The organism is Desulfosporosinus hippei DSM 8344 (assembly GCF_900100785.1).
Classification (GTDB): Bacteria; Bacillota; Desulfitobacteriia; order Desulfitobacteriales; family Desulfitobacteriaceae; genus Desulfosporosinus; species Desulfosporosinus hippei.
Map to the genome: position 1 here is coordinate 1 of NZ_FNCP01000023.1, position 19,960 is coordinate 19,960.

Genomic DNA, 19,960 nt, shown 5'->3' on the forward strand with positions numbered 1-19,960 from the left:
AAAGGTGTTTTTCCTGTCAATAAACTAAAATATTTTGTTCTAAGCTAGATAGATACAGGGTTAGAGGTAACTTTCGCTATGCGAAAGTTGAGTAATAAACTATCATACCCGTACAAAATTGCAGTTGGGTCTTTTGACATTTTTGAGACCAAATAAACAGGAATAGCAAATTTTTAGCACAGCGAATCGCAGGGATTTTAGAAAATTTTTATCCGTAGAAATAAATAATTCTGATGCTAATTTTTTGCTAAAACTGTGTTTAAATTCTGCTAAATTAAAGGAGGCCCCACTATTTTCAAGGCCTCCAGAGTTTTAATTAATGCTAGTTTCATGCTAATTTTCTGATAAAAAGGGTGCTAAAATCAAAATTCCACTCCAAAACTGAACCCCATACGATTACGATTGCCGGAGTCTTTTTGCGTTAATTCACAGTAACAACAGGTTGCTCTCAAGATAATTTGCTGCACAGATCATAGACATTAGATCAGACCCTCTAGGCTCTCCTCTAATCCCTCAAGGCGGCTGATCTCAGTTCCCTTATCCAGCACAACGACTGAGGGGATGGTTTTTATGGCATATCTTTCCGCTAGGTTTTTTTTCGTTGCCATATCGACGCTGAGGATTTTGTAGTCCGTACCCGATTTCTCGTTCAGTTTTTCCAAAGCTGTGCGATACTTAATACTTTCATTGTCCTGGGCATTAAAGAATAATAACAGAACCTTTTTATCGCTTTGCAAAACATTCCTGTTAAAGTCATTAACTTCTTCTATATAGCGCTCTGCTGCAACGGCGGCAGTTGCACCGTCCCCAGCGGCAGAGACAACTTGTCTGAGATATTTTACTCGGTTGTCCCCTACTGCATAGACCCCTTCAAGGTTGGTTTCCATCAACTCGTTGACGGGGATATACCCTCGTTTATCCATCTCTATACCACCGTCTTTAAGATAGCCCGTCGAGGGGACCATCCCCACGAAGAAAAAGACCCCTTGGCAGCTAAGCTCTGCTGTCGAACCAGTTTTCAAATTCTTGATTTTTACCCCTTCGACATTCTCTTTACCTACAACTTCCTCAATGGTCGAGTTCCAGATAAACTCCATTTTTTCATGATTTAAGGCTCTCTCTGCACTGACCTTATTGCAATCTAGAATTCCTTCATCATGTAAAACGATAACCGTGACCTTACGAGCAAACTTGGTAATAAACATGCCTTCTTCAATAGCCTGGTCACCGCTTCCCACGACAACGACATCTTCCCCTTCGAAGAACTCGGCATCACAAGTCGCGCAATAGGCTACGCCCATACCCCTAAGCCGCTTTTCACCCGGGATATTGAGTAACCTAGGCTCGCTGCCACAAGCCACAATAACCGCTTTCGCTAAAAACTCCTGGCCCTTTTTGGTCACAACCTTCTTTTCCGCTTGTGAAAAATCCGTCTGGGTAATCTCACCTTTTAAAAATTCAACCCCAAAAGTCTCCGCATGCTTCTTAAAATCCTTCATGAGATCCGGACCGCTGATTTGTCCATAGCCGGGGTAATTGACGATTTCCCGAGTGGTATTTACTAAGCCGCCGATTGCTCCTTTGTTGATGACCAGGGTCTTAAGTTTAGCCCTTCCACCATATATTGCGGCAGAGAGCCCAGCCGGCCCCCCTCCAATAATGATCAAATCATAGCTATTTGCCATGCCTTTCACTTCCTCTTCCTAAATCGTCAGTGTTGTTTACCATTGTGTCGGGTGTGAAGGTCAGACCCCCACACACTCCTACATAAGTCGTCACAACTCCTACTTGAGGATGTCGGCGATTCTTTCTTCAATTTGGTCCTCCTCAACCTTGCCGGCTTGTTTACCGTGGTACTCACCGTCTTTAAAATAGAGTAATTGGGGAACGCCTTTTAAGGAGAACCGTTGGAATAAAGCCTTGTCTTCTTCGACGTCAACATAATAGAAACCAAACTTGTTTTCGTATTTCGGTTGTAATTCTTCTAAGACTGGCACAACTTCTTTACAAATATGGCAATCTTTTCTGGAAAATATGACTACACACGGTTCACCATTATCATAGATAACTTCCTCAAAACCTACAGCGCTTAATTGTTTTAATGACATAGTCTCCAACTCCTTCATAAGAAACATTTAAAGCAACTGAGAAGTAAGTATCTCTATCGTTACTTCTCAGTCGCTAATTTAGTTTGTCATGTAGCTCACTAATACTAATTCTCAAGCTATACTCTTAACGATATTTAACTGAGGTAGATCATAATTGTTAGAATCGTTTCCCGTTGTGTGGGTGGCAGCCCCCCCACACAACTACTCAACTAAGACTACTTCCAAACAAACCCTACGCCGAGATCGTCACGCCGGTTGCGTAAATTTTTTCTTCGGCAACCAATTTGACTTGATATTTCCCGAGTAGACCGGTTTTGTTGATGAAGACGTCGACATTCCTAGGATCAGCCTTCTGGAAGGTACCTACACACATAGCTTGGAAGTTCTGAGCGACGGTATTGATGGGATAACGTCTTACCTCTCCGGCCTCGTCTACCAAGAGTAATTGTGCCATTTCGCCGGATTCAAAGATGGCGTTAAAGGTCATGCGGTCCTCTTCCTGGATGATGGATGCCTCATAGTGGTCGGGTACCAATTGACCGGTTTCTTGAGCTTTAATCTTCATTTTCGTGGTTTGGGTCTCGATTAAACTGCCAAGAACTTTTCCGGCACCTAATTCAGCGGTCTCATTAGCATAGTAAAGGGGCAGCTTTTCTGCACGATAGCAATTGGCAGGCACGTGTAATTCATACATTATGACATCATCTTTAAGTTCACAAGTAATGGAGTTGAAGGCAATGCTATCCTTCAATTCGGGCTGCATTACTTTCATAACGGCCATTCCCTCGCAGGTCTCACCATTCTCGTAGCCGATTCCCCCGGAATGAACCATGTAATGTCCTTCATTGTAATACTCTACATTACAGATATAAGGAGAGAAGAATTCAGCGCCCCGCTCTTTACCGTATTGCCAAATTTGTTGGATGGTCATTTTTTCAGTATCAATGCGATATCGGACGCCACGGGAGAAGTTTTTCCTGTTGGCCAGGTAGTTCTCTTTATTCTTTGATCTAAAATGGCCGTTGTCAAAGAGCATAACATCCCCATCCGGCAAAATAACACAGGCATGCTGTTCATATTGCCAGTCAAACTCTCCATCGCCAACCGGTGTAAAGAAATATTTATCAACCATTTCCTGGGGCCAACCCTCTGGATCACCAAGAATCCAGTTTAACTCTCCAGTTTCGAAATCCAGGTTAATTACGGCGTCCTGATGACGACCAGAGAGGGTCAGACTGTGGGTTTTCTTATCATACCAAACAGCATTGTTATGAAACCAGTCATGCTCATCTTGGCTACCCGAACCCGCGACATTCTGAGGCAGGACGTTTTTGTAATCCCACGACTTTAAGACTTCACCCGTGTTAGGATCGATCAATAAGCACACATCTTCAACCGTACCTGAATAAAAATCAAAGGAAAGCACCAAGATATTGCCATCTTCCATGACGAATTGGTCGTGGTGATAACCACTAGGTGTTCGGTATTCTTTAAAGATCTTACCGCTAAAGGCCATTTCGTAAAGTCCTGTAGTAAAATAAGGCATTTTAACTAAGCGCTCAGTTCCAATTAAAATATGTCCATTAGGCATGCGCTTCAGATCGAAGGCAAAATTCTCGTTGGTATACCAACGAACATCCCCTGCATAGTCATAGCCTACAGGCATAGATCTCATAGCAGCTGTCAGGAACATCAGATTATCTCCCATATACTCAGATGTGGTCTTAATCGAGGTTGCCAAGGGTACATCGGGGTGAATAGGACCTGTTTGAATGCGAATCATGTTTTTCTGACCATTAGCCATCACGATCTCAACGGTATTTTCATAATCAGCATAAAGGCCATAAACAGGCAGAATATGCTTCTTGCTGGCCGGGAAGGTATGTCGAATATCTCCAGGATGTTCTTTCCCTTTAACAACGATCGCAGCTTCCGTCATGACTGGAGTTTCGAATAAAACCATAGCCGTCAGAGGGCAAACCCCATAGGGATTTAATTTAACCAAAGGGTTATCAATCGTATAACTGCCAGCTTCGAATTCTACTAGCATTGCTTGCTCTAAGCTATCTTGCTTCGTGATAATATGGGCTATCTGTTCATGTTTGATTTGATTTGTCATGGTTTAACCCCTTTCATACTTAAGTTAATACTCGGTTCTACTTCCGCTTGATCAGCGGGAATCTTACAATTGGATCACAAGGTTTAAGAATGTCACAAGGAGAATTGCGAGGTCTAAGGATTAAATTAAAAAACAGTGTGCTTCTATCAGCTATTACAATAGTAGCCCAAAACCACTCTCAGGGCGTAATATAGGTTTCGTAATAATTGATATGTAAAAAATACTATTTCCACTTCTTGTAAGTGAGCGTTGGATGCTTTGAAAGATTATTTTAATAGAAGAAACCCATGAAGAGGTAGTTAACCGCAACAGCGATAACAGTGACCACAAGCACTGTAATTCCACCATATTGATAAATATCTTTCGCACGAATCCATTCAGTATTGGGGAACAAGAGAACGGATGCTGCCGAGGCGGCTGGGGTCAAAATCGCAATGGTACTAACCACCATAATTAAATAAGAAATTTGTTCCGGATGGATGCCAATAGTCGCAGACATACTGATTGCTACTGGTAAGAAAATGGCCACGATCACCATATTAATCATGAAGTTGGTCAGTACAAGTGTGATTGTCGTGATGGCAATCACAAACATCACTGGGGATAAGCTAGTGAGGAGCGGAGCCATGTTTTGCTGAAGAAAGGCATTAATCCCAGTGGAAGGGCTCATTAAGCAGCCACCGATGGCTAAAATAACTACAACCATAGCCACCATATTCCAAGGTATCCCATTACGAGCGAAGGCAGCAAAGTCGAAGATATTCTTACCATCGACTTTGATTAATGAAAGAACGGCAAAGACGAATACCATAACCCCAACGATACCCATGTTATTGAGCAGATACCAAAGTGGAGTGCCTTTTGGTAATAGGCTTGGTAAAAGCAAGAGGAGAATAAAACTTCCTAATGCGACTAAAGCTATTTTTTTCACTTTAGTTAATTGGAGATCCTTAGGGTCAATCATGTTACCCGTTAGTTCTTTAAGAGGTGTGATATCTAATTTAAAGACATACTTACAAAGTACAAGATAAGCAATTATGGAAAGGATACCTACCGGCACGGTGTATATAATATAGCGAACCATGTTACCTGGTTCACCCATCAAGTTAGCATAAACCCCTAAGTTTATAATAGAATTATTACCCCAAGGCATTGCCGAAAGGCTCAAGGCCCCCATCATGGCAACTCCGAAGATCATTAGGGTTGGGAATTTGTCAAAGGGTTTTTGCTTGATGGTTTTAGTAATGGTGTAAACGATTTCCCAGACTAAGAAAATACCGATAAAGGTGTTGACTAAGCTGCAAACGACATAAGCGGTCACTAAGATCATAAAAATCAAACGCCAAGGGTGCCCCTGTATAAACTTACGGCTCATGAGCCAAGAAGCTAAGAATTGGCTAACTCCTGCTTCCTCTAAGAACTTAATTAGAGCAAAGGTAAGTATCATGAAATAAAAGGCATCGCTGCCCCAGCCCATGGCAATGAATTGCTTCATATTGACAACACCCGACAGTGGGAACATTAAACAAGCTAATAAGCTAGGCCAAACATGCTTGGTTACCGTCCAGCCATAAACCGTTGCTAGAAAAACCAAAAACACTTTCATTCCGATGGGTGTAATAGGTGCCGGAGCCGGCAAAATCCAGCCTAAGCCTGCAATCACAAAAAATCCAAATACTTTCAATAATTCTTTATCCATGCCTGGTTTTGCATCGATACTCTTCAGTTGATTATTTATCGGTTGTACGTTGCTTGGTTGCTCTTCTAATTTAACTGTCATTGTCTAAAGCCTCCTCCTATCATTTTCCGTAAAGGATCTAAGTCCTCATCACCAACCCTTCGTTTAATGATGGACTTACGGATTAGCTGCCCCCCAATCAGTGATTGTGCACGATTTCGCATGATTGGGTATAATCTAATCCGAATAAAACGATTATCTTTTTCTATTGTAGATTAGGATAATCAATCTGCATAATATAGGTTTTCTCATAGGTAGTATGTCAAAAAAAATATACCCACTGGGCTCTAACCCTCGTGAGTATATTGAAAAACCATTTTGTTCGCTATTTATCCTAGTTAAGTGTCGAGGCTCCTACTAAGTTCAGTGTTGCTTCATAGTGTATCCGTAATCAACTCTTTTACAATCGTCAGCAATTCCCTTTCAATAAACGACAAGGACTCTTTGCTGGAATAAAGGATATAAAGATTCGATGACTCACTTAATTCTTTAATAGGAACAACCTTGATCATACCACTTTTTACATACAAATCATCATAGGCTAAGATTTCTGGAAAGACTGAAAAACCAAAGTCATCACTGATCAGTTTTTTCAAAAGTTCAACATCTTCAACAATGACAGGTTTTTGTGAATAGCGTTCTAAGTCTTTAGAAATCTTGGAATAATTCTCTTTATAGGAAATCATCCTCAAATTCCTTAGTTCGGATCTACTGACCCATTCCCTATCAGCCAAAGGATTCTTACTGCTTATAAAAAGAGACAATCTTAAACACTCTCCCCCAGGAATAACCTCCCAGGCAATATCTCTTTCTTTGAGCTGTTGAATAAAATTATATTCAAGATCCACTCTACAGCTTATAATCCCTATGGAATATATCCCTTTGTCCATTAGATCTACAATTTCATAATAAGACGCCTCATGTATATGAAGATTAACATTAGGATAAAGCTCTCGAAATTGCCTAAGAAGCCCCGGAACAATGGCATTGGCGAAGGCAGCCGGCAGGGCCATCCGAAGATTGCGAATCGAGGCCTTAGTCCCCTCCATAATTCCAGTTATCTTATCTCTTAAGTCCAGTATATTTTCAGCTAGTCTCAATATTTCTTTCCCTTGCTCCGTGGGAATCACTCCTGCATTGCTTCGTTCGAATATTTTAAGGCCAAGTTCCTCTTCAAGATTATTGACGGATATGCTTAACGATGGTTGGCTGATAAACAAGTCACTGGCCGCTTTGGATATGGATTGTTGCTCTTGAATTTGGACAATTTGTTTAAACTGTTCTATGCGCATTGTATGTTAGACTCCTATGCATAGTTTCCCGAATGGTCTCGATAATCATTTTGATCAATTGTTTAGCTAACGGCGATAAGGGTTCAACCCTAGAATATATAAGGTACATCGTCACTTTCATCCGATCCGTAACGTTTTCTATCCCTTGTATGTTAAGCAGTCCTTGATCAAAATAAATATCATTTAGCAAGAAAAACCGTGGAAAAATTGCAATTCCTTCATTAGCAGCGATGACCGATTTTAAAACCTCACGGTTATAAACAAAAATGGATTGATTCTTTGGTTTAATCCCAAACATTCTTAAAAAGCCTTCCGTGAAGCCGTAATAATCGACAAAGGTCATTTCTTCAAGATCCGCCAATGTGACGACTTCTTTTTTAGCTAAAGGATGATTTCCAACAATCAAGCCAAAATAGTCCTTAATCACTTCTTGATAGGCAATATTGCTAGCATCAAGGAGCATCTTCCTAGTATCATCCTGTTCATCAGGCCAGCCCGTAACACCCAATAAACAAGTCCTGTTTGCCACTTTCTCAATGACTTCTAGAGCTACATCTTCTGTAATCATTAGGTTAACATTCGGATACATCTGATAAAACCTTTCAATGATTTGAGAACCATAGGCGTTAAAAACAGCTGGTCCCAGAGACAAACTCAAATTTCCCGTGAGATCTGCTTCCCTGCTTCCAATCGTTTTCATTTCTTCGACATTATTGATAATTTCACGAGCCAGTCCCAAAACTTCTTTACCCTGAGCAGTCGGTATGAGACCCGCTTTATTACGCCGAAAAATCTTATAGCCTAATTGAGCTTCCAGATTCTTAACAGAGTGACTAAGCTGGGGCTGACTCATAAAAAATGTTTTGGCTGCTTCGGATATGGATTTTTTATTGTCAATTTCAATAATATGCTGGAGCTGTTCTATGCGCATTGCCCACCTCAATCATAGTGATAAAACGCTATTTTCTGTAATCATAATAGCATTTAGAACAGCTGATTGAAAGTTGAAGACTCCACCCCTCTAATTAAGAAAGGCGGAGTCTTATTATTTTACTCCAACAGCATGATCGATTTCATTCATCCAATCAGCAAATGCTGCACAAGGAGTTGAGTATGCAGTCTTCGTTTTCTTAAATAGGGCATTATAGATCGTTTTAATCAGCGAAAAGGAATGCATCTGTTGGTAAGCGCAATCCAAAATAGCACTCATAGATGGATGATCCTCCTCGATCGCTGCTGGTTGATAACCCAGGGTTATCTGTCCAGCGTCATTCGTTGTAACTCTGATAGAATCCTTGATGCGTTGGATCTCCTCTTTTGAATACTCGTACATACTAAATCCTCCCAGTCCCTTATCTTCGCTGATATCCTAGTGCGTCTATCATAATACCAAGAATGCCGAAAGTGAAATTGGAACTTAGTATAAGTTGTATTAGTTTTTTCTATTTGTCAGATTTGTTCCCATAGTGTGACTTACATCAAGGTTCTCTTTTTGAACGTAACCTCTCAGAAAACTGCCGGACTATTGCCGCGCCTAATAAGTTAACGCAAATAAAACCCGGCACGATTGAATGCCGGGTTTTATGCATTAATTCACAGTAACAACAGGTCGTTTTCAATATACCTTCAATACCTATGGGGCAGGATTCTTTCTTCGCTAATTCGTGAAAACTTATCCAAAAACAGCTGGGTAATAAGTAACCCAACCACCGCACAAATTCCTGACCTGAGTAAATCCGTGCTGAGTCAAGATTCGATAAGCAACGTAGCCTCTGAGCCCTATCTCGCAGTAAACTACGATTTCCTTATCTTTTGGAAGTTCGGATAATTTGCTGCGCAGGTCGTTGACAGGTATATGCAGTGAACCGCGGATAAATTTAGCTTTACGTTCTTCTTCATCCCGTACATCAATAATACATGTATCTTTTGCATTAAGTTTACTAAGTTCCTGCCAATGAATCATTTTAACATCACCATTAATGATGTTTTCAGCCACATAGCCGGCCATGTTCACTGGATCTTTAGCCGATGAAAAGGGCGGGGCGTAGGCCAGTTCCAGGTCCTGTAAATCATAGATAGTCCCTTGGTTACGGATTACCCCGGCGATATCATCGATCCGTTTATCGACACCCTGAGCTCCGACAGCTTGGGCACCCAGGACTCGGCCGTTGCTTTTATCAAAGACAAGTTTCATGGATAATCTTGTTGCTCCGGGATAATACCCGGCGTGGGAATTGGAGTGCGTAAACAACACCTCATGAGGAATTCCTAATTTCTTAAGCATTTTTTCATTTGCCCCAGTCGACGCTGCCACTAAATCAAAAACCTTGGCGATGGCAGTCCCTTGGGTACCCTTATACCGGCTATCCCGACCTGCGATAATGTCGGCAACAATGCGGCCTTGTTTATTAGCAGGACCGGCAAGGGGTAAGAGAGCAGCTTGTCCTGTTACTAAGTGTTTTACTTCAATGACATCCCCAACGGCGTAAATATTAGGGTCTGATGTCTGGAGTCGTTCATTAACCTTGATGCCGCCTAACTCTCCGATAGTTAGCCCGGCTTCCTTGGCTAATTTAATTTCCGGTTTTACCCCAATAGCCATGATTGTCAAATCAGCTTGTACTTCCCCACCGCTTTGGAGTGTAATAACAGTCCCATTATCCTTTTTAGCAAAGGATTTCACCCCATCTTCCAAAATGAGATTGATTCCTTTATTAAAAATGTGCTCATGCAGAATTGCTGCCATCTCAAAATCCAGCGGAGCCATGACCTGATCGCTCATTTCTATAATCGTTGTCTCTACTCCTCTGGCATGAAGATTTTCAGCCATTTCCAAACCAATAAAGCCCCCGCCTACGACTGCTGCCGTTTTAGGATTCTGCTCATCGATGAATCGTTTAATCTGATCAATATCTGTAACATTACGTACAACAAGAGCCTCGATGTCATTGATCCCGGGAATCGGCGGACGCAGCGGAGCTGCCCCGGGAGAAAGGATCAATTGATCATAAGATTCTCGATAGACCTTGCCACTCTGTTCTTGAACTTCGATGGCCTTTTCCTCAGGAAAAATACGGGTAACCTCACTAAAGATTCTCACATCAATACGGAAGCGGTTTCTCATCGCTTCAGGCTTTGAAACCAAGAGAGCCTCCCGCTCATTAATAACTCCACTGACATAATAGGGTAAGCCGCAGTTAGCATATGATATATGTTCTCCCCGCTCAAAGATAATGATTTCCGCCTCTTCATCCAACCGGCGCAAGCGTGCTGCAGCACTGGCTCCCCCTGCAACTCCGCCAACAATGAGTACCTTTTTACTCATTACAACATCTCCTTTAGCATAGATTATCTCTGTATAACCAAGTTTATGAAAATAATAACATGATTAATTGGCATTCACAATCATGTTATCTTCTCTTTTGTAAGTTAATTGCTCCCTTAGAAGACTATGATATGATTCATCTATCTTAGTTCCATAAACCTTAAGCAACCACTTCGGTTCTTGATTGGATAAGTATTGTCTAATTGGGCCAGCAAATCAATGAATCTTCTTTCTAATATATTATAACTCAAAAATTGGATTATATCTTGATATTGACTGAATAATACAACGCATTTATAATATAGTTGTTAAGACAACTGAGGTGAGGATTAAGATGGACTTTAAACTAGAGGATTCATTGGGATTTATCCTAAGTAAGACAAATACAAAGCTTAAAAATAAGTTATTTCAACGATTCAGTGAATATAATGTAACACCGGAACAATGGTCTGTACTTAACTGTTTATGGACACAAGAAGGTCTTACTCCTAAAGAGTTGGCTGATATGATCTTTAAAGATAAACCAAATACTAATCGCATTCTTGAAAAATTAGAAACCAAAGAATTAATTGTCCGTAAGCCTCATCCAGTAGATAGAAGATCTTATCAAGTTTTTCTAACTAATCGTGGTTGGGCATTAAAAGAGGAATTAGTTCCTAAGGCTGTTGAATTATTAGAGGAAGCTACAAAAGGAATCGAACAACAAAAACTCGCAGAAATGATCAAACTGTTAAATCAAATCTACGATAATATCAGCTAATATTATTTTGTTGTTATAGTTGTTCTGACAACTATAGTGCAGAATTGATTGGGTGACTGAAACAATAAAAGGAGGCAACTAATATGAAAAACTGTTTATAAATTACGCCTAATTAACCGCTGGTAATAGTTACTTTTATAATCAATGAAAATCTAATGCTATTCGGGTTTATTTAAGAAAAGAAAATTAAGAATAAGAGGTGTTAGTATGAAAAGCAAGATTGCCGATTCCATAAAACTTAAAACCCAACCCGTTGCAGTATTTCGTACAGATCTCAAACCTGAAGGGGCCTTACAGTTTAAGGAAGGAAAATGGGGCTGCGTGATTTCTATGTTAAGTGCTGCCGCCAAAGGTCGTGTCGCTGTTTTTGACGAGAAATCAACCACCTGTGTAGGGGGCAAAGTAGGCCTTGGTTTTAACCGCTTTCAATTAGGCTTTATTGAACATTTTTTGTCCACCGGCGGTGTCGGTAATAGAGAAGGAGAATTCTATAAGAAGAGTCCTGAGCTTGCAGCAAAATTTGCTACCGGATTACCGGAAGTTACCCCAAAAACTTATATTGTCTTTAAACCTTTACTAGAGTTGGCTGAGGGCGAAACACCGGAAATCGTTATCTTCCTAGTGAATGCAGACCAACTATCCGGACTGGTACAGTTCGCTAATTATGATAAATCAACTCAAGACAATGTCAAAATAGATTTTGGTGCCGGCTGTCATCAGTCCGTACTCTATGCTCTAGAGCAAGTAGAGAATGATAATTCCAAGTGCATTGTAGGGCTAACTGATCCCTCAGCACGTAAATTTATCGACAAAGACATCCTTTCATTCAGTATCCCCTATAAACGGTTTTTAGAGTTAGAAGCGCAAGTGGAGGAGAGCTTTCTGACCAAAGAAACCTGGTTGCCAATTGCAGCTCGGATTGAGTAGGCTTTCCCTTGGCGGGGGCGGTTATTCTTCTTTATGAAGGACTCTGTTCCTCACTGGATGTATATAGTTGAAAAGGATATATGCATCCAATTAATTTGTTCCGGGCAATCCAAGATCAAACTGATATCATATGCTAAAGCCTGAGGTGATTCACTTAACCGTGAATCACCTTAGGTTTTAACATATGAATAACTTAGTTCAAAATCCTAATTGAGTACTATGCTTTATGAGTAGGCAGGATTTATTTTCTTCCAGATTCCCAGAAACAGGATAAGCCCTATCAGACAGGTAATTCCTTCTGAAATCGTATTAGCCCATATAACGCCATTGACAGCAAATAACAAATTTCCAAAAAACAAAATCGGAATAAATATAACACCCCTTAGAGAGGACATAATCGTGGATTGTACACCTGTGCCAAAGGCTTGAAATATACCGGTAAAAAGTGCAGACAGTCCGGCAAATATGGTCGAGCAAAGCTGGGCAAAGAGAATTGTTTGCCCGATAGCAATAACCTCAGGATCAATACTAAATATACCTATGACTTGTGACCTGAGTCCGAAGAGAATTACTGACAACCCCAACGTAATACCCATCATGTATAATAGGCTGGTTTTGATAATAAGCCTTAGTCGCTCTTGATTTTTTGCTGCATAGGAATAGGCTATCAAGGGAACGGCCCCCATGGAAAAACCCATTCCCACAAAGTCAATAATTTGAATAACTCTTTGCGATATACCTAACCCGGCAACAACACTATTGCCATAGAGCATGGAATAATGATTAAAAAGCAAGGTGGTAATTACCATAAACCCATCCAGCAAAAAGGCTGAAATTCCCACTTTAAAAATATTTTTATAAATCTCTTTACTGGGTTTAAAATCTTTAATTGATACACTCTGAACTGTACTTTTTCGCTGCAAATAGTATATGAACCATACTACAGAGACAATATTACCAATTACAGAAGCAAGTGCTGCCCCCATGATATCCAGATGAAGAAGAAAGATAAAAATGGGGTCGAGGATTATATTAATGACGACACCGGATATCAAACCAATCATCGAGGCAGTGGATGCCCCCTCAGCTCGGACAGTTTCCTCCAGCGAAAGATTAGCAATAACAAAGGGAGCGCCAAGCACAAACACCAGAATATAATTTCTTGTGTAGAGCAATGTATCCCCCTTAGCTCCCAAAAGCTGCAAGAGGGGAGATAGCAAAGGCAGACACAACGCCATAAAGATGACCCCGGCGAGGATTGATGACCAAAAATTTACAGAACATACTATTTTGGCGCTTTCTGAATTCCCTTCACCTAAAAGTCTTGATACATAAGTTCCCGCGCCCACTCCGAACAGGTGGCCTAGAGCCATTAATATGCATGAAAATGCCAAGGCCAAGGTAACTGACGCCATCATCGCTGTGTTGTCAAGTTTGCCAATAAAAAAGGCATCCGTAATATTGTAGATGATAGTAACAATAAAACTCAGCATCATAGGAATAACCATGTGCATAATAGCTTTGGAAACAGGTGCCTTTTCCAGATAGTAGAGAGATACTTGATCATCAATCTTTTCAATGTTTTCCATATTCAACACTCCTTTACATAGTAAACCCTTAAAATTGGCGCAAAAAAATAAGGCACTGTTACAAGAGGTTGCCGCAGTGCCTTCCAATCGTCTGCTGTACTACTGATAATTTTTATTCAGGTTTATCTGGGTATGAGCCAGGTCGTCGTCCATGGCCCATTCCGGGCCGTGGACCAAATCGAAAAGGATGCTCAAATGGATTTCCCTGGTGTAAGCGCGGGTCGAAATTAAATTCTGGTTCTTCATCTCCAAGTTGAGTTTCAAGTGTTTTGATAATACGGTCAAGAAAGCCGCTCATAGTCTTTTGTTCGTCTTCACTCAGGCAGTCAAACAACTTATCAAAGCTAAATTCTTGCTCAGTTGATTCAGTTGCCTCAATTCCCTCTTTTGTAAGCTTAATATTCATAACCCGGCGGTCTGTTTCTGATTGTTCGCGAGTAATATACCCGCTTTTCTCCAACTTAGAAAGAAGTTCACCTAAGGATTGCGGTCTCATGTCCAGCAGGTAGGATAAGTCTTTTTGGCTAATTTCCGGCTTCATTTTAAGAATCCCTAACACTCTGCCTTGCCCTCTGCGGGGATCTCCCATAGGGCCAAAATGCCTGTGGTTTTGTTGATGGTACCTGTGAAGCAGCCATTCAACCCGAGTAAGTTGCATAATCAAATCAAAGTTCTTTTCTACCATTTATATCTCTCCTTTTAGTATAATGTCCATGTTTCTTATAAGGTACCTTACAATTTATATTCTAAAGGTACCTTTCCTTCTTGTCAACTACTTTTTGAAGGTACCTTACAATAAAGAGAACCAAAAAATAACACTCCAGGTAATTTACCCGAAGTGCATCCATAGTTAAGAGGAATAATAGTAACCATTGTCCTGACAATCCGGCCCTTGAGTGACTATAAAAAGGGGTTCTGCTCACCGCTGCCTCAGTCAGCGTTATATCCTGAGGAAGATAGAGGACTTGAATTTCTTCCTCTAAGGACACTTCATTTTGTCAGGTTCTTAATTTTCTTTCACATAAGGAACTCCCAATTTAGCAGGTACACTAAAAGATTTTCTGGAAACCGTTAAAACAATCGTCATAATATAGGGCAGAGCAATAAATAATTCGTTGGGAAATAAAGCACTGTTCCCTGTAGACTGCATATAAATAGCAATTGCTTCGGCAAATCCGAAAGCCAGGGTACCAATAACTGCTCCTTTGGGATTCCAATTACCTAAGAAGCAAATGGCAAAAGCAATCCAGCCACGACCACCAATAATATTCGTCGTAAACATGCCCAGAAAACCAATGGAATAAAAAGCACCGGCTACTCCACCCATAACCCCTGCTAACAGCACCGTAAGAAAGCGAACCCTAAGAACATTGATGCCTGCCACATCCACCGCTTCAGGATTTTCCCCGGCGGACCGGATGGTTAAACCGATAGAAGTTTTATAGAGCATGAAATAAGAGAGGGGTGCCAACAAATAGATAATGTAGGTCAATATAGTTTGATTAAACAGTATTGGCCCAAGCAGAGGAATATCTGAAAGTAGAGGAATTGGAATCGTTGCTAAAGGATTAACGGTTAGGGGAGTTATAGGAACTCCAAAAATGACCCGGTACAAAAACGAACAAAGGCCCACTGCCAAAAGATTGATGGCCACCCCTGTAACCACTTGATGCTGCTTTAAATAGATGCAAATCCAGCCATATAAAGCTGCCACCAATAAACCGGCCAGCATGGCCGATAAAAATCCCAGGGTCAAACTACCGCTTAAATACCCTCCCACAAAACCAGCCCAAGCTCCCATTAAAAAGATTCCTTCAATAGCCGTTACCATCATCCCTGTTCGTTCGGCAATGACTTCTGCTAGAGCTCCAAACAGCAATGGCGTCCCCATCATGATTGTTGTACTTAACAAAAAGATCATTTTGCCACCGCCTTTTGTAATTTGCGTTTTTCCCGGTTATTTTCCAACCAGGTCCGAACAAAATACGAAAGAATGACAAATACCATCACAAAGCCTTGCATCAATTCAATGATACTTGAGGGGATCCCTGACATTTGCCCCATAATAGTACCGCCAACCTTCAGCGCACCAAATAAAGTAGCGGCAAAAATTATGCCTATGGGGTTGCCATTGGCTAAAATTGCAATGCCAATCCCAGCTGCTCCCAGGTCCGGATTAAAGCCCTGAACCAACATATGCTGCACCCCGTTAACTTCCGTAAATCCTGCCACTCCGGCTAAGGCTCCACTGATAAAAAAGGCCAGGATATAAAGTTTCTTGGCATTGATGCCTGACATTTCCGCTGCTCCCGCATTATACCCTACAGCCCGGATGCGATAACCCAAGGTCGTCTTGTAAAGCAGAACCCAAACCCCAACACAGGCCAGCACTGCCAAAACAAAACCAATGTGCAGCCTGGTACCGGGAATGAGACGAGGCAACCAGACAGCCGCAGCCAGGGCATCCGTTTGAGGGTATTCAGCTTTCCCTTCTATGAGAAAGGTTCGCAACAAATAATTCATAATGGCCAAAGCCACATAGGTGGACATCATACTAACCAAAAATTCATTGGAATTGTACCTGGCCTTGACAAAACCGATAAAAGCCCCCCAGAGGCCGCCGCCAACAATGGTTAGGACCAAGGTAATAATCAGAACCAGCCAACCGGGCAGGATGTTCTGAAGAAACAAAGATCCAGCTGCGGCAATTACCGCACCAATGTAAAACTGCCCTTGAGCGCCAATATTGTACAAATTAGCTTTGTAGGTAAATGCAAAGGCTAAAGCAGTGAACATTAAGGGGGTTGCCTTCACAAAGATGTCCGCAAAGGTATAGCCGTCACGCACCACTGAGGTGATTAATACGCTATAGGCGTTAACAGGATTTTTGCCCAGAAAAAGCAGCATTAACCCACTGGCAACGAGTCCTAAGACAATGGCCAGAATATTGGTGATCAGGAGATCTCTTAGCTTAGCCTGCATCATTGCTCACCTCTCCTTCGCGAAATCCGGCCATTAACAGACCAATCTTTTCCGTGGTAAGCTCGGCACTGTTAAATACCCCTTGGATTTCCCCTTTATACAAGATCGCAATCCTGTCAGAAAGGGCAAAAATCTCCGAAAGCTCAGTAGAAACCAGTAAAATACTTTTTCCTTTGGCACGTTCCTTAAGAATTACTTGGTGAATGTGGTTAACCGCACCCAGATCTAACCCTCTGGTCGGTTGATCGAAGACGATTACCTTCTCTCCATTATCCACTTCCCTGGCCAAAACCACTTTTTGTTGATTACCCCCTGATAAACCACGGGCAATGGTCTCCGGGGAAGGAGCCTTAATTGAATAGTCTCGGATCTCCTGTAAGGCGTATTGATTAAGCTTTTGCTTGTCAATAAACCCGCGCTTTTGCCATTTTTTATCGTAACTACTCTTCAGCAGCATATTCTCGGCAATGGACATATCCATAATCATGCCGTCACTGCTTCTGTCCGCAGGAACATAGCCAATTCCCAAGTCAATCCTGTCTCTGATTTTCCGTTCAGTAATATCCTCCCCATCCAGCAAGACTCTTCCCTTTGTGGGCAAAAGAGCACCACACACTATTTCGCAGAGTTCCTGCTGACCATTGCCGCTAACCCCGGCAATCCCCAAGATTTCTCCTTTGTGCAAGGTCAACGAAATATCCTTCAAGGCCGGAACCCCGGTTTTCTCCTGCAGGGTAACCTGTTGGAGTTCCAAGCGCACTTCCTGATCAAGAGATTCCTGCCGCTCATCTTTATTTACCCAATTTAAATCTCGGCCGATCATCAATTTGGATAATTCCAGTTCATTGGTCTCAGCCCGTTTTATGTCTCCATAGACCCTTCCTGCCCTCATGACAATAATCCGATCCGCAACACTCATGACCTCTTTTAACTTGTGGGTAATAAAAATAACCGAATTACCTTGGGCGGTAAAATCTTTGACAAAGCCCATGAGGTTTTCAGCCTCTTGAGGGGTGAGAACTGCCGTTGGTTCATCCATAATTAACAGATTGGTTTTTTGATACAGGGCCTTTAAAATTTCTACCTTTTGTTGAACACCCACGGCCAGGTCGCGGATATAATCATCAGGATTAAGCTCGAAGCCATAAAGCTTGGCCAGCCTTTTGATTTCTTCGCCAAGCAACTTCTGCTCAATTATTCCCTTAACATTGCCTAAGATAATATTTTCGGTCACTGTGTGAGCAGGCACCAGAGAAAAATGCTGTTGGATCATGGAAATCCCCAGCTCCATGGCCTCCTTAGGCGAATCTATTTTTATCTCCTTGCCATCTTTAAATAGCTTCCCTTCGTCAGCCTTATATAGTCCGTAGAGGATCTTCATAATCGTACTTTTACCAGCTCCGTTTTCTCCCAACAAAGCTAAAACTTCCCCTCTTTGAATGGAAAAAGAAACATCTTGATTAGCAATAACTTTGGCAAAGTATTTACTGATCCCCCTAAGTTCAAAAAAAGCTGTCTCCACAATTTCACCACCTATTCAAAAAAATAGAGGCACCTCTCGGAACCGCTATTTTCTGCTTTATTTATTTATCCTAAGTACCTCTGAAAAATCCCAGTCAGACCCCAAAGGGCGGCTTCGATCCACAGGAGTGAACCCATTGCATGGAGAGGCGGTAAGGCCCACAAAGCTGGCGCGGGGAAGCGGAGCCACGGGTTCACATCAGGTATTACCCGGAGGTTTGGCGTAGCCCCGCGCCAGCGAGTGGGCGAGCCTCGGAGTGCTGGGTACACGAAGACACTGTCTTCGCACGGATTACCCTTCTTGCAACGAAGGCACTGCCTTCGCACGGGTTAAACCTTCTTGCAGCTGTCTTCGCACGAATTAGCTGGTCTTGCACGGATGTGGGCGAAGCCGCCCGACCCGAGGGACCCCATTTTCATCCTCTGATGGCACCGCATAGCGGCATGACGCTCTATTTATTCACAAACATTGCGTTAAAATCAACTTCACCTTTTTTAGCTTTTTCCATGCCTGCAGCTACTTTGTCTTGAATATCTTTACTAATGTTGGCTGTATAGACCGGCTTAAAGATATTCTCAGCGATTCCTGCTTCATGAACCTTGTTGCCATCTAAACTGCCATCCAGGTATTTTTGAATAGCCCAGACATAAAAGGTTTCAAAATCAAACACCACAGAACTGACTACTGTATTGGGATCAATGGTTGTCTGATCTCCCGAGAAACCGATGAATTTAACCCCTTTTTCTTTGGTAGCCTGGATAGAGCCTAGGCCAACCTGATTGGCATAAACAAACATTACATCAGCGCCATTATCAATCATTGTCGAGGCCATTTGTTTGCCTAAAGCTACATCATCCCAGCTATTGGCATAGGCACGGACTGCTTTGGCACCTGAAATTCCGCGCCCTTTAGCAAGATCCACAGCAACTTTTTCATAGACATCCAACAAATGTTCCATAGCCTTATTGGGGAAACCGCCGATGGTGGCAAATTGACCGTTTTTGCTAACTTCTCCAGCCATTAAGGCTGCTATATAACTGGCCTCATATTCTTTCGGGAAAATTGGAGCAACATTTGAACCCTTACTAACCATACCATTGACAACGCAAAAGGTTGTTTTCGGATAGCTCTCTGCAACCTTATTGGCCGCTTCATCAAATTGAGTACCTGCTGCCATAATCAGGTTATAACCACGCTCAGCATAATTTCTAAAGGTAGACTCATAATCAGCCGCCTGTACGTTTTCCACGTATTCCATTTTTGTGCCCAGAGTTGCATTGGACTTAACCAGCCCGGCGTAGTTTGTGGCATTCCAGCTTTGATCGTTAATAGGACCGGGTAATATCAGAACCATTTTGTAATCGCTTGCACCTTTTTTACCTGAATCTACTACTTTGGTGGTGCCACATGCTGTCAGTAAAAACAGCATTAAGACGGCCAAGACAGCTGCTGTCAATTTGGATCTTTTCTTAATCATTTCTCTTACCCCCCAATATAATCTAGTTACCTTGCCCAAGGATTATGGTTAGCCCTTTAAATCTAGCCCTATTGTAACAAAAATAAGCCGCTCTGATAGTAACGGTCATGTCGAGTTTCTA

At 41.8% G+C, this 19,960-nt stretch carries 16 protein-coding genes; 2 read left to right on the forward strand and 14 right to left on the reverse strand.

Annotation, left to right across the window (positions count from 1 at the left end):
- Positions 1 to 479: 479 nt before the first annotated feature.
- The 8 genes from BLS16_RS17040 to BLS16_RS17075 all read right to left on the reverse strand — a co-directional run bounded on the left by BLS16_RS17040 (position 480) and on the right by BLS16_RS17075 (position 10,582).
- Positions 480 to 1,685 (reverse strand): FAD-dependent oxidoreductase, encoded by a 1,206-nt coding sequence (locus BLS16_RS17040; protein WP_092334871.1) that lies wholly within the window; start codon positions 1,683 to 1,685, stop codon positions 480 to 482.
- A gap of 99 nt (positions 1,686 to 1,784) precedes the next feature.
- Positions 1,785 to 2,108, reverse strand: coding sequence for a thioredoxin family protein (locus BLS16_RS17045; RefSeq protein ID WP_092334872.1), 324 nt, complete (start codon positions 2,106 to 2,108; stop codon positions 1,785 to 1,787).
- A 232-nt stretch (positions 2,109 to 2,340) separates the two neighbouring features.
- Positions 2,341 to 4,227 (reverse strand): aryl-sulfate sulfotransferase, encoded by a 1,887-nt coding sequence (locus tag BLS16_RS17050; RefSeq protein ID WP_092334873.1) that lies wholly within the window; start codon positions 4,225 to 4,227, stop codon positions 2,341 to 2,343.
- A 271-nt stretch (positions 4,228 to 4,498) separates the two neighbouring features.
- On the reverse strand, positions 4,499 to 6,007 hold the full coding sequence (locus BLS16_RS17055) for an SLC13 family permease (RefSeq protein WP_092334874.1): 1,509 nt from the start codon (positions 6,005 to 6,007) through the stop codon (positions 4,499 to 4,501).
- A gap of 332 nt (positions 6,008 to 6,339) precedes the next feature.
- On the reverse strand, positions 6,340 to 7,257 hold the full coding sequence (locus tag BLS16_RS17060) for a LysR family transcriptional regulator (RefSeq protein WP_092334875.1): 918 nt from the start codon (positions 7,255 to 7,257) through the stop codon (positions 6,340 to 6,342).
- The gene (locus BLS16_RS17065) at positions 7,238 to 8,188 is read right to left on the reverse strand and encodes a LysR family transcriptional regulator (protein WP_092334876.1); all 951 of its coding nucleotides are present in this window, start codon (positions 8,186 to 8,188) and stop codon (positions 7,238 to 7,240) included. Before BLS16_RS17065 ends, BLS16_RS17060 begins: the two co-directional genes overlap by 20 nt.
- 114 nt (positions 8,189 to 8,302) lie before the next feature.
- The gene (locus BLS16_RS17070; RefSeq protein WP_092334877.1) at positions 8,303 to 8,590 is read right to left on the reverse strand and encodes a hypothetical protein; all 288 of its coding nucleotides are present in this window, start codon (positions 8,588 to 8,590) and stop codon (positions 8,303 to 8,305) included.
- Between the two features lie 339 nt (positions 8,591 to 8,929).
- A complete protein-coding gene (locus BLS16_RS17075) occupies positions 8,930 to 10,582 on the reverse strand; it encodes an FAD-dependent oxidoreductase (protein WP_092334878.1) in 1,653 nt (550 codons plus the stop codon).
- A 334-nt stretch (positions 10,583 to 10,916) separates the two neighbouring features.
- Here BLS16_RS17075 and BLS16_RS17080 point away from each other — a divergent pair, with 334 nt between their 5' ends.
- Together BLS16_RS17080 and BLS16_RS17085 are read left to right on the forward strand one after the other, a co-directional pair.
- Positions 10,917 to 11,342, forward strand: a complete 426-nt coding sequence (locus tag BLS16_RS17080; RefSeq protein WP_092334879.1) for a MarR family winged helix-turn-helix transcriptional regulator — start codon at positions 10,917 to 10,919, stop codon at positions 11,340 to 11,342.
- Positions 11,343 to 11,549: 207 nt separating this feature from the next.
- On the forward strand, positions 11,550 to 12,269 hold the full coding sequence (locus BLS16_RS17085) for a DUF169 domain-containing protein (protein WP_092334880.1): 720 nt from the start codon (positions 11,550 to 11,552) through the stop codon (positions 12,267 to 12,269).
- Positions 12,270 to 12,493: 224 nt separating this feature from the next.
- Here the strand turns inward: BLS16_RS17085 and BLS16_RS17090 are convergent, their stop codons facing one another.
- The 6 genes from BLS16_RS17090 to BLS16_RS17115 all read right to left on the reverse strand — a co-directional run bounded on the left by BLS16_RS17090 (position 12,494) and on the right by BLS16_RS17115 (position 19,839).
- Positions 12,494 to 13,858 (reverse strand): MATE family efflux transporter, encoded by a 1,365-nt coding sequence (locus tag BLS16_RS17090; protein WP_092334881.1) that lies wholly within the window; start codon positions 13,856 to 13,858, stop codon positions 12,494 to 12,496.
- Positions 13,859 to 13,970: 112 nt separating this feature from the next.
- On the reverse strand, positions 13,971 to 14,543 hold the full coding sequence (locus tag BLS16_RS17095) for a MarR family winged helix-turn-helix transcriptional regulator (protein ID WP_092334882.1): 573 nt from the start codon (positions 14,541 to 14,543) through the stop codon (positions 13,971 to 13,973).
- A gap of 321 nt (positions 14,544 to 14,864) precedes the next feature.
- Positions 14,865 to 15,779, reverse strand: coding sequence for an ABC transporter permease (locus BLS16_RS17100; protein ID WP_034601260.1), 915 nt, complete (start codon positions 15,777 to 15,779; stop codon positions 14,865 to 14,867).
- Positions 15,776 to 16,843: an ABC transporter permease gene (locus BLS16_RS17105; RefSeq protein ID WP_345788541.1), complete on the reverse strand. Its 1,068-nt coding sequence runs from the start codon at positions 16,841 to 16,843 to the stop codon at positions 15,776 to 15,778. The genes BLS16_RS17100 and BLS16_RS17105 overlap by 4 nt, the downstream gene beginning before the upstream one ends.
- On the reverse strand, positions 16,830 to 18,362 hold the full coding sequence (locus tag BLS16_RS17110; RefSeq protein WP_092334883.1) for an ABC transporter ATP-binding protein: 1,533 nt from the start codon (positions 18,360 to 18,362) through the stop codon (positions 16,830 to 16,832). The genes BLS16_RS17105 and BLS16_RS17110 overlap by 14 nt, the downstream gene beginning before the upstream one ends.
- 451 nt (positions 18,363 to 18,813) lie before the next feature.
- Positions 18,814 to 19,839, reverse strand: a complete 1,026-nt coding sequence (locus tag BLS16_RS17115; RefSeq protein ID WP_092334884.1) for a BMP family protein — start codon at positions 19,837 to 19,839, stop codon at positions 18,814 to 18,816.
- Between the last annotated feature and the right edge of the window lie 121 nt (positions 19,840 to 19,960).

Bases quoted from the DNA above. Each gene is read 5' to 3' on its own strand.
- BLS16_RS17040 (WP_092334871.1), bottom strand. From the start codon at position 1,685: ATGGCAAATAGCTATGATTTGATCATTATTGGAGGGGGGCCGGCTGGG.
- BLS16_RS17045 (WP_092334872.1), bottom strand. From the start codon at position 2,108: ATGTCATTAAAACAATTAAGCGCTGTAGGTTTTGAGGAAGTTATCTAT.
- BLS16_RS17050 (WP_092334873.1), bottom strand. From the start codon at position 4,227: ATGACAAATCAAATCAAACATGAACAGATAGCCCATATTATCACGAAG.
- BLS16_RS17055 (WP_092334874.1), bottom strand. From the start codon at position 6,007: ATGACAGTTAAATTAGAAGAGCAACCAAGCAACGTACAACCGATAAAT.
- BLS16_RS17060 (WP_092334875.1), bottom strand. From the start codon at position 7,257: ATGCGCATAGAACAGTTTAAACAAATTGTCCAAATTCAAGAGCAACAA.
- BLS16_RS17065 (WP_092334876.1), bottom strand. From the start codon at position 8,188: ATGCGCATAGAACAGCTCCAGCATATTATTGAAATTGACAATAAAAAA.
- BLS16_RS17070 (WP_092334877.1), bottom strand. From the start codon at position 8,590: ATGTACGAGTATTCAAAAGAGGAGATCCAACGCATCAAGGATTCTATC.
- BLS16_RS17075 (WP_092334878.1), bottom strand. From the start codon at position 10,582: ATGAGTAAAAAGGTACTCATTGTTGGCGGAGTTGCAGGGGGAGCCAGT.
- BLS16_RS17080 (WP_092334879.1), top strand. From the start codon at position 10,917: ATGGACTTTAAACTAGAGGATTCATTGGGATTTATCCTAAGTAAGACA.
- BLS16_RS17085 (WP_092334880.1), top strand. From the start codon at position 11,550: ATGAAAAGCAAGATTGCCGATTCCATAAAACTTAAAACCCAACCCGTT.
- BLS16_RS17090 (WP_092334881.1), bottom strand. From the start codon at position 13,858: ATGGAAAACATTGAAAAGATTGATGATCAAGTATCTCTCTACTATCTG.
- BLS16_RS17095 (WP_092334882.1), bottom strand. From the start codon at position 14,543: ATGGTAGAAAAGAACTTTGATTTGATTATGCAACTTACTCGGGTTGAA.
- BLS16_RS17100 (WP_034601260.1), bottom strand. From the start codon at position 15,779: ATGATCTTTTTGTTAAGTACAACAATCATGATGGGGACGCCATTGCTG.
- BLS16_RS17105 (WP_345788541.1), bottom strand. From the start codon at position 16,843: ATGATGCAGGCTAAGCTAAGAGATCTCCTGATCACCAATATTCTGGCC.
- BLS16_RS17115 (WP_092334884.1), bottom strand. From the start codon at position 19,839: ATGATTAAGAAAAGATCCAAATTGACAGCAGCTGTCTTGGCCGTCTTA.